The sequence below is a fragment of the Nocardioides sp. NPDC127503 genome, from assembly GCF_040302165.1.
Classification (GTDB): Bacteria; Actinomycetota; Actinomycetes; order Propionibacteriales; family Nocardioidaceae; genus Nocardioides.
Genome location: NZ_JBEORH010000015.1, coordinates 117,273 through 125,122, shown reverse-complemented (window position 1 = coordinate 125,122; position 7,850 = coordinate 117,273). Strand labels below are relative to the sequence as shown.

Below are 7,850 nucleotides of genomic sequence, written 5' to 3'. Positions count from 1 at the left end.
GGCAATGATGCCGCCGACCTACCTCAACTGTCTCGAGGTGACCTCGCTCGGGTCGGAGGACGAGGTCCTCGCTGCCGCTGCGGAGCGCGTGCTGACGATGTTCACCCCGGCCGTCACCGAGGTCGACGGCGGCCACACGCTGTCGATGATGCCCCTGCACGCCACTCTCGTCGCCGGAAGGAAGCGCTCATGAACGAGTCCTGGTCAGGCGGGGCATTCGGCGAGCGCGGGCAGTGCATCCTCGCGCCCAACCCCGGGATCATGTCGCTCGACGGCACCAACACCTGGGTGCTGCGCGAGCCCGGCGCGCGCCGGTCGGTCGTGATCGACCCCGGGCCTCTCGACGAGGGGCATCTCGATGCGGTCGCGGAGGCGGCCGGCGAGGTGGCGACGGTGCTGCTGACCCATCATCACTATGACCACTCCGAGGCGGCACGGGCCTTCGCCGAGCGGGTCGGGGCCGGCGTACGCGCTCTTGATCCTGAATACCGGCTCGGGACCGAGGGGCTAGGCGACGGTGACGTCATCGAGGTCGACGGCCTGGAGATCCGCGTCGTCGGGACCCCCGGCCACACCTCGGACTCGCTCTCCTTCTGGCTGCCCGCCGATGGCGCCGTGCTCACCGGCGACACGGTCCTCGGGCGGGGGACCACCGTCGTCGCTCACCCCGACGGCGAGCTGGGTGCCTATCTGGACTCCCTCGACCGCCTCCACGCGCTCGCCTCCGAGCACGGCGTCGGCAGCGTCTGGCCCGGCCACGGCCCGGTCATCGGGAACGCCCTCGGCGCGCTGGACTACTACATCGCCCATCGTCGCGAACGCCTCGGCCAGGTCGAGGAGGCTCTCTCCGGCCTCGGCGCCACCCCTGCCGACGCGGATCCGCGGGCGATCGTCGAGATCGTGTACGCCGACGTCGACCAGGTCCTCTGGGGCGCCGCAGAGCTCTCCGTACGAGCGCAATTGGCTTACCTCGCTGAGCGCTGAGGCCTACTGTTCCGCTCATGGCGATCCTGTCCGGAGCCGAGCTCCTGCTTCCCGACCCGCCCGCGTGGCGGGCCTGGCTGGAGGAGCACCATGCCGACACCCCCGCGGTCTGGCTGGTGCTGACCAAGAAGGGCGGCACGCTGACCACGCTGACCTGGCAGACCGCGCTTGATGAAGCGCTCTGTTTCGGCTGGATCGACGGGCAGGCCCGGCGGCGCGACGAGCAGTCGTCTTTCCAGCGGTTCACGCCACGTGGGCCGAAGAGCCGCTGGTCGCTGAGGAACGTCGAGCACATCGGCCGTCTCGAGGCCGAGGGCCGGATGACCGCCGCCGGGCGGGCCGCTGTGGAGGCGGCGAAGTCGGATGGGCGGTGGGAGGTGGCGTACGCCGGTCCGGCCACCGCCGAGACCCCGCCCGACCTCCTCGCCGCGATCGCTGCGGTGCCTGAGGCGCAGGCGATGTACGACGTCCTCACCTCCCAGAACCGTTACGCCCTCTATCACCGCATCACCTCCCTGAAGACCGAGGCTGCGCGGGCGCGCCGGATCGAGGAGTACGTCGCCATGCTCGCCCGTCACGAGACGCTCCATCCCCAGAAGCGCCGGCCTCAGTAGCTCCGTTCGTGTGGGCGCGTGCCGCGGAACACTCGGTGCGCACTCAGCTGGCCTTCCTCTCCGAACGGAACCGACGCCGGCGTACGACGAACGGGGCGAGGACAAGGGCGAACAGCGCCGCGATGCTGAGGCCGATCATCGGCAGGTTCGGGCCGCTGGACGGTTCGGGCCAGGTCGGGTCGGGGCGGATGACGGTGGTCCTGTCCTCACCGGGTTCGATCAGCCGGTAGGCGATCGTCGCGCCCTTGGCGATCGGTCGGTGCATCGTGACGAGGCTTGATCTGCCGTCGAGGGCCGCCGACCAGTACTGATCAAAGGAGGTGAGGTTGTCGTCGATCTCCTCCCAGAGGATCGGGTTCGGACCGGCCCAGCCGACGAGCCGCGGGTATCCACTCGCAGCGGTCTTCAGTCCGGGTGAGCTCCCGTCCGCCGGCAGCACCTCGGTCCCGAACGGCCGCTTGATGACGTGCAGCTCTGTTCCTCTGAAGGCCAGGCCGACGTACTGTCCCGCGTCGATCGGGGGCAGCGACTGGTTCTCAGGCGCCGTCCCGGGGGCCTGCTTGACGACGTGGCTCTCGATGAGTCGGGCGATCGTGCCGTCGTCCGAGATGGCCCACTCGACCTCCCGGCTCAACCCGAGCTCCCTGTTCTGCTGATCGGCCTGAGCGGAGCTCTCGTCCGTGAAGAGGAACCCGTCGTCCCCGAGCCCGATGCCGCCGGCCCGAGAGGTCTCAATCTCGAAGGTCGCGTCCCGCCAGCTCCGCATCTGCCAGCCCTGCCACAGCAGCCACTGTCCATTGGTGGACCACTCGAGGTTGTGTACGTAGACCGCGGCGTCGTGCTGCGCGGAGACGTTCCAGGTGCGTACGTCCCCGGTGGTCAGGTCGGCGACCTTCACGCCGGCTGGACGCGGTGTGGTGTCGCTGTCGGTGGGGTCGGCCCATGCCCAGGCGAGGTGGGTGCCGTCCGGCGAGAGTGCGAGGGCGCTGTGTGACGGCTGGCCGCGCACCTCCTTGCCGACGAACCCGGCCAGGTCGAGCACGTGATATCCGCCCGTGGCGGCATCGACCACGACCGGGACGCTGCCGTTCTCGTCGCTGCTGCTCCGGACGTACGCGACTGCCCCGACGCCGAGGTCGAGGTCGTCCTCCATGACGTCGACGTGGGCGTACGAGCCGAGCCCGTCGAGCTCGGTCAACCACTCCGGCGCGGTCTCGACCATCTGTGGGACGGCCAGGTCGCCGTTGCGCTCGGCCGGCTCGATATCGGACTGTCGGTCGGGGAGCCCGGTGAAGCCGACGATGATGAGAGCGACGGCCGCGGTGACGGAGGCCGCGACGATCGCGACCGAGCGGCGATGGATGCGGCGACCACGCGCGTAGAGGCCGTCAGGGACCCGAAGAGCGGGTGTCGTGTCGGCGATTCGGGAGAGCTCGTCGCGAAGCTTCTGGTCAGTCATTGATGAGCTCCTCGAGGTGCGGGGCGAGGGTGCGCAGTCGGTCGAGCGCTTTGCGGCCGGTCGACTTCACGGTGCCGACGTGGAGCCCGAGCATGTCGGCGGTCTGGGCCTCGGTGAGGTCTTCGAAGTAGCGCAGCACCAGGATCGTGCGCTGTTTCAGCGTCAGCTGTGCAAGGGCCTGTTCCAGGCTGAGCCGGAGTTCTCGGTCGCCGGTCTCGGGCGCTGCGGTGGTGGCCTCGTGCGTGTCCAGCGGGGTCTCCGCGAAGCGACGGCGGCGCCACCAGGAGATGTTCTGGGTGTAGAGGATCCGCCGGACGTACGGCTCGGGGTGGCCTTCGATGCGGTGCCACGCCTTGGCCGCGGACAGGAGCGCCTGTTGGAGGAGGTCCTCGGCGAGGTGGGCATCACCGGTCAGCAGGTACGCCGTACGGGAGAGTGCTTGGGCGCGGGAGCGTACGAACTCGTCGAACTCCGCCTGACCCGAGTCTGATCTGAAAAGCATCTCGGCCTCCTTTCACCTGCTGTTACGCCAGGTGGAAGGAGGCCGGATGCCTGTTGGAAGGTAAAGAATCAGCGGGCGCGACGAGCCATGCGCTCGATGTCCATGATGACCACGCTGCGCGGCTCGAGGCGGAGCCAGCCGCGGCTGGCGAAGTCGGCCAGGGCCTTGTTGACCGTCTCGCGGGAGGCGCCGACGAGCTGGGCGAGCTCCTCCTGGGTGAGGTCGTGGTGGACGTGGACACCGTCGTCGGCGGTGCGGCCGAAGCGGTCGGCGAGGTCGAGCAGGGCCTTCGCGACACGGCCGGGGACGTCGGAGAAGACGAGGTCGGCGACGACGTCGTTGGCCTTGCGGAGGCGGCCGGCCAGCTGGGCGAGCAGGCCGCGGGCGACGACCGGGCGGCCCTCGAGCCACTTGAGGAGGTCCTCGTGGGACAGGCTCGCAAAGGCGGAGTCGGTGACCGCGGTGACGGTGGCCGAACGGGGGCCGGGGTCGAAGAGCGAGAGCTCACCGAACATCTGGCCGGGGCCCATGATGGCGAGCAGGTTCTCGCGGCCGTCGGACGAGGTGCGGCCGAGCTTCACCTTGCCGTCGATCACGACGTACAGCTTGTCGCCGGAGTCGCCCTCGTGAAAGAGCACCTCTCCGCGGCGGAGCTTCGACTCTGCCATCGAGGCGTGCAGGGCCGTCATCGACTCGTCGTCGAGTGCGCTGAAGAGCGGTGCCTGACGGAGTACGTCGTTGTCCATTGCGGCCATTCCTCCTGGATTTTCCCCACATCCGCGGGTATTACACCGGGAATCCTATCTGTGGAACGTCTCACAAGTGCACATCACCCACCGATAAGGGCAGAAAGTGCATGTGTTGAGCGGTGTTTGTGGTAGTCGCGCTCTGGGCGGGATCGGGATTGTCGGTGCGGCCGCGTAGCCTTGGCGCGTGCCTGCCCAGAAGTTTGCGACTGAGACGCGCCTGGGTCTGGTGCGTCGTGCCCGTCGGATCGACCGCGTCCTCGGTGAGACCTACCCGGATGCGAAGGCCGAGCTCGACTTCACCAATCCGTTCGAGTGCCTGGTCGTGACCGTGCTGAGCGCGCAGACCACGGACAAGCGGGTCAACCTGGCCTCGCCGGCCCTCTTTGCGGCCTACCCGTCCGCGAAGGAGATGGCGGCCGCGCCCCGGGAGCACCTGGAGCAGCTCGTCGGGCCGCTCGGTTTCTTCCGCGCAAAGACAGACGCGCTGCTCAAGCTGAGCGCCGTGCTGGTGGAGGAGTACGACGGCGAGGTGCCCGACCGTCTGGAGCAGCTGGTGAAGCTGCCCGGTGTCGGGCGCAAGACCGCCAACGTGGTGCTCGGCAATGCCTTCGGCAAGCCGGGAATCACCGTCGACACACACTTCGGGCGGCTCTCTCGGCGCTTCGGTTGGACGACCGAGAAGGACCCGGTCAAGATCGAGCACGAGGTCGGTGCGCTGTTCGAGAAGCGGGACTGGACGATGCTGTCGCATCACGTGATCTGGCACGGGCGGCGGATCTGTCACGCCCAGAAGCCGGCGTGCGGTGCCTGTCCGGTGGCGCAGCTGTGCCCTGCGTACGGCGAAGGGCCGACCGACCCGGTCGCCGCAGCCAAGCTGGTCCGCACGGAGGGCCGCAACTGATGGTTCGTGCCCTGGGTAGACGAGCCCGGGCCGCGTCGGCAGCCGCCCTGCTGCTGGCCGTCCTGGCCGGTTGCGGCACCGACTCCTCGAGCGGTGGCGGGCAGTCCGGCGCGCCACTCGCCGACGAGCCGTCCTCCTCCAAGGTGAACGTCGCCACCGCAAAGATGGTCGCGGCCAAGAAGGCATCGAAGGTGGAGGCTTGCCAGGAAGGGCCGGCGAGCGACGGCGGACTGCCGTCGATCGAGCTGCCCTGCCTCGGCGGTGGCGAGTCCGCCGACCTCGCCTCGTTCCAGGGACCGATGGTGATCAACCTCTTCCAGGGCTTCTGCGCGCCATGCAAGGAAGAGATGCCTGCGCTGCAGAGCTTCTACGAGACCTACGGCGACGAGGTGCCGGTGATCGGCATCGACGTCATGGACACCGTCCCCGGGGTCGCGCTCGAGGAGGCGATCTCGCGAGGGGTGACCTTCCCGATGTACGCCGATCCAGGCGGTGACCTGCAGGGCGGGCCGCTCACGGCGCGCGCGGTGCCGGCGACGTACGTCCTGTCCTCCTCCGGCGAGGTGGAGCTGCTGCAGATGGGTGGCATGACGAGTGCGACCCAGGTGAAGGAGCTCGTGGAGAAGAAGCTGGGGATCACGCTGTGAGCGAGCGTCAGTCGGCCAACGGGACTCGACCGGAGTGGTTCGACGAGATCGTCGAGGCGGCGCAGCAGATCCAGGGCGAGGACATCTCACAGTTCCTGCCGCCTGCCGACGGCAGCGCCCGCGAGTCGGCGGTCCTGATGCTCTTCGGCGACGGCCCCTCGGGTCCCGATCTGTTGCTGACCGAGCGCTCGCACACGATGCGTTCGCACCCGGGCCAGGTCTCGTTCCCCGGCGGCCGGCTCGATCCGGGCGAGACCGCCGAGGAGGCGGCGCTCCGGGAGGCCTGGGAGGAGACCGGTCTCGACCCGACCGGTGTCGACGTCGTCGGCCGCCTCCCGGCGCTGTGGATCCCGTTCTCCAACCACGCGGTGGTGCCGATCATCGCGTGGTGGCGCGAGCCGTCTCCGGTCACCACGCGCTCGGTCGAAGAGGTGCACGCCGTCTACCGGGTGCCGTTGTCGGATCTCATCGACCCGGCCCATCGGATCCAGGTCGGCGCGCCGGGCCGCAGCGAATGGCTGATGCCCGCGTTCTTGATCGGACCGGAGAAGGATGTCATCCTCTGGGGCTTCACAGGTGGAATCATCAGCCGTTTCTTCACCTATCTCGGGTGGATCACGGAGATTCCGGACGCCCCGATCAAGGAGTTGCCCGAATACATGTTCCAGGGACGCGAACGGAATCAGCCGTGAACTTTCTTGACTGGATCCTGATCATCCTCGTCGGGGCCTACGCGCTCTCGGGCTATTGGCAGGGCTTCATCACCGGCGCCTTCGCGACCGGCGGACTGCTGCTCGGTGGCTTCATCGGAATCTGGCTGGCACCGAAGGTGCTCGGCAGCGCGGCTCCGTCATTGTGGGTCTCCCTCGGTGCCCTCTTCGTCGTGATCGCGTGTGCGTCCATCGGGCAGGCGGTGCTGCAGTACGGCGGCGTACGCGTGCGAGACGAGATCACCTGGCAACCGGCTCGGATCGTCGATGCGCTCGGCGGTTCGCTGCTCAGCGCGGCTGCCGTACTGGTGGTCGCCTGGGCTCTCGGGGTCGCGGTCTCGGGCGCACAGATCAACGGGCTCACGCCCGCGGTGCGTGGCTCGGCGATCCTGGCCAAGGTCGACTCGATCATGCCGTCGCCTGCCGACCGTGCGCTGAGCGCGTTCAACGACGTCGTCGGCACCTCGTTCTTCCCGCGCTACCTCGAGCCGTTCGCCCGCGAGCGGATCGTCGAGGTCGGACCCGGTCCGCGGCGCATGCTCACCGACCCCGATGTCGTACGTGCCGGCGAGTCCGTCCTCAAGATCCGCGGCGCCAACGAGTGCGGCAAGGGCGTCGAGGGCACCGGGTTCGTCATCGGCCGCGGCTATCTGATGACCAACGCCCACGTCGTCGCCGGCGTCGATGACCCCAACGTCATCGTCGGAGACGGAGCCAACGACGCCAAGGTCGTCCACTACGACCCCGAGATCGACATCGCGGTCCTGAAATTCGAAGGTGCCGGCAACCTCAAGCGCCTCGAGTTCGACAGCACTGCCGCCGCAGAGGACCCGATCGCGGTCCTGGGCTATCCGCAGGACGGCCCCTTCGACGTACAGCCGGGTCGTATCCGTGCCGAGCAGCGCCTCCGCTCGCCCGACATCTACGGCGTCGGCACCGTCATCCGAGACGTCTACTCCGTACGCAGCCTCATCCGCCCCGGCAACTCCGGCGGCCCCATCGTCGATTCCGAGGGCGACGTCGTCGGCGTCGTCTTCGCCGCCTCGGTCACCGACTCCGAGACCGGCTACGCCCTCACCACCGACCAGGTCATCGAGATCGCCCGCGAGGCTCGCGCCCAGACCGCTGCTGTCGACACCGGGGCCTGCGCCGGCTGACCCCTCTCGCCGAGACGTCAGCTAGGTCGGCCGAGGCGTCAGGCAGGTCGGCCGAAACGTCACCTGCGTCGGGGGGGGGGGGGGGTGGGGTAGGAGCAACGCCCCCCGGGGGGGGGGGGCGGGGGTG

9 protein-coding genes and 1 pseudogene are annotated in these 7,850 nt (G+C 68.9%); 7 read left to right on the top strand and 3 right to left on the bottom strand.

The genetic code is table 11. The annotated features are described in order from the left end of the window. The 3 genes and pseudogenes from ABTW65_RS27055 to ABTW65_RS27045 form a co-directional block, all read left to right on the top strand. Positions 1-193 (top strand): annotated as a pseudogene (locus tag ABTW65_RS27055) (NUDIX hydrolase); the annotation flags it as partial. After that, positions 190-984 carry an MBL fold metallo-hydrolase gene (locus ABTW65_RS27050; protein ID WP_160025773.1) on the top strand — a complete coding sequence of 265 codons (795 nt, stop codon included), beginning with the start codon at positions 190-192 and terminating at the stop codon, positions 982-984. The pseudogene ABTW65_RS27055 and the gene ABTW65_RS27050, both read left to right, overlap by 4 nt. Before the next feature lie 17 nt (positions 985-1,001). After that, positions 1,002-1,598, top strand: a complete 597-nt coding sequence (locus ABTW65_RS27045; protein ID WP_350665955.1) for a YdeI/OmpD-associated family protein — start codon at positions 1,002-1,004, stop codon at positions 1,596-1,598. A gap of 43 nt (positions 1,599-1,641) precedes the next feature. On the opposite strand, the gene ABTW65_RS27040 is transcribed toward ABTW65_RS27045, so the two are convergent. The 3 genes from ABTW65_RS27040 to ABTW65_RS27030 all read right to left on the bottom strand — a co-directional run bounded on the left by ABTW65_RS27040 (position 1,642) and on the right by ABTW65_RS27030 (position 4,305). After that, positions 1,642-3,057, bottom strand: a complete 1,416-nt coding sequence (locus ABTW65_RS27040; RefSeq protein WP_350665954.1) for a hypothetical protein — start codon at positions 3,055-3,057, stop codon at positions 1,642-1,644. Continuing rightward, positions 3,050-3,559 (bottom strand): SigE family RNA polymerase sigma factor, encoded by a 510-nt coding sequence (locus ABTW65_RS27035; protein WP_350665952.1) that lies wholly within the window; start codon positions 3,557-3,559, stop codon positions 3,050-3,052. Before ABTW65_RS27035 ends, ABTW65_RS27040 begins: the two co-directional genes overlap by 8 nt. Before the next feature lie 68 nt (positions 3,560-3,627). Next, positions 3,628-4,305, bottom strand: coding sequence for a Crp/Fnr family transcriptional regulator (locus ABTW65_RS27030; protein WP_008356269.1), 678 nt, complete (start codon positions 4,303-4,305; stop codon positions 3,628-3,630). A 187-nt stretch (positions 4,306-4,492) separates the two neighbouring features. Here ABTW65_RS27030 and nth point away from each other — a divergent pair, with 187 nt between their 5' ends. From nth to ABTW65_RS27010, 4 genes are read left to right on the top strand one after another with little or no spacing between them, the layout of a single operon-like run. Further along, complete coding sequence (gene nth / locus ABTW65_RS27025; protein ID WP_350665950.1) at positions 4,493-5,209, top strand: endonuclease III; 717 nt, start codon at positions 4,493-4,495, stop codon at positions 5,207-5,209. Then, complete coding sequence (locus ABTW65_RS27020) at positions 5,209-5,856, top strand: TlpA family protein disulfide reductase (RefSeq protein WP_350665948.1); 648 nt, start codon at positions 5,209-5,211, stop codon at positions 5,854-5,856. Before nth ends, ABTW65_RS27020 begins: the two co-directional genes overlap by 1 nt. Next, the gene (locus ABTW65_RS27015; protein WP_350665946.1) at positions 5,853-6,548 is read left to right on the top strand and encodes an NUDIX hydrolase; all 696 of its coding nucleotides are present in this window, start codon (positions 5,853-5,855) and stop codon (positions 6,546-6,548) included. Before ABTW65_RS27020 ends, ABTW65_RS27015 begins: the two co-directional genes overlap by 4 nt. Then, positions 6,545-7,723, top strand: coding sequence for a MarP family serine protease (locus tag ABTW65_RS27010; RefSeq protein WP_350665944.1), 1,179 nt, complete (start codon positions 6,545-6,547; stop codon positions 7,721-7,723). The genes ABTW65_RS27015 and ABTW65_RS27010 overlap by 4 nt, the downstream gene beginning before the upstream one ends. The last annotated feature ends 127 nt before the right edge of the window (positions 7,724-7,850 follow it).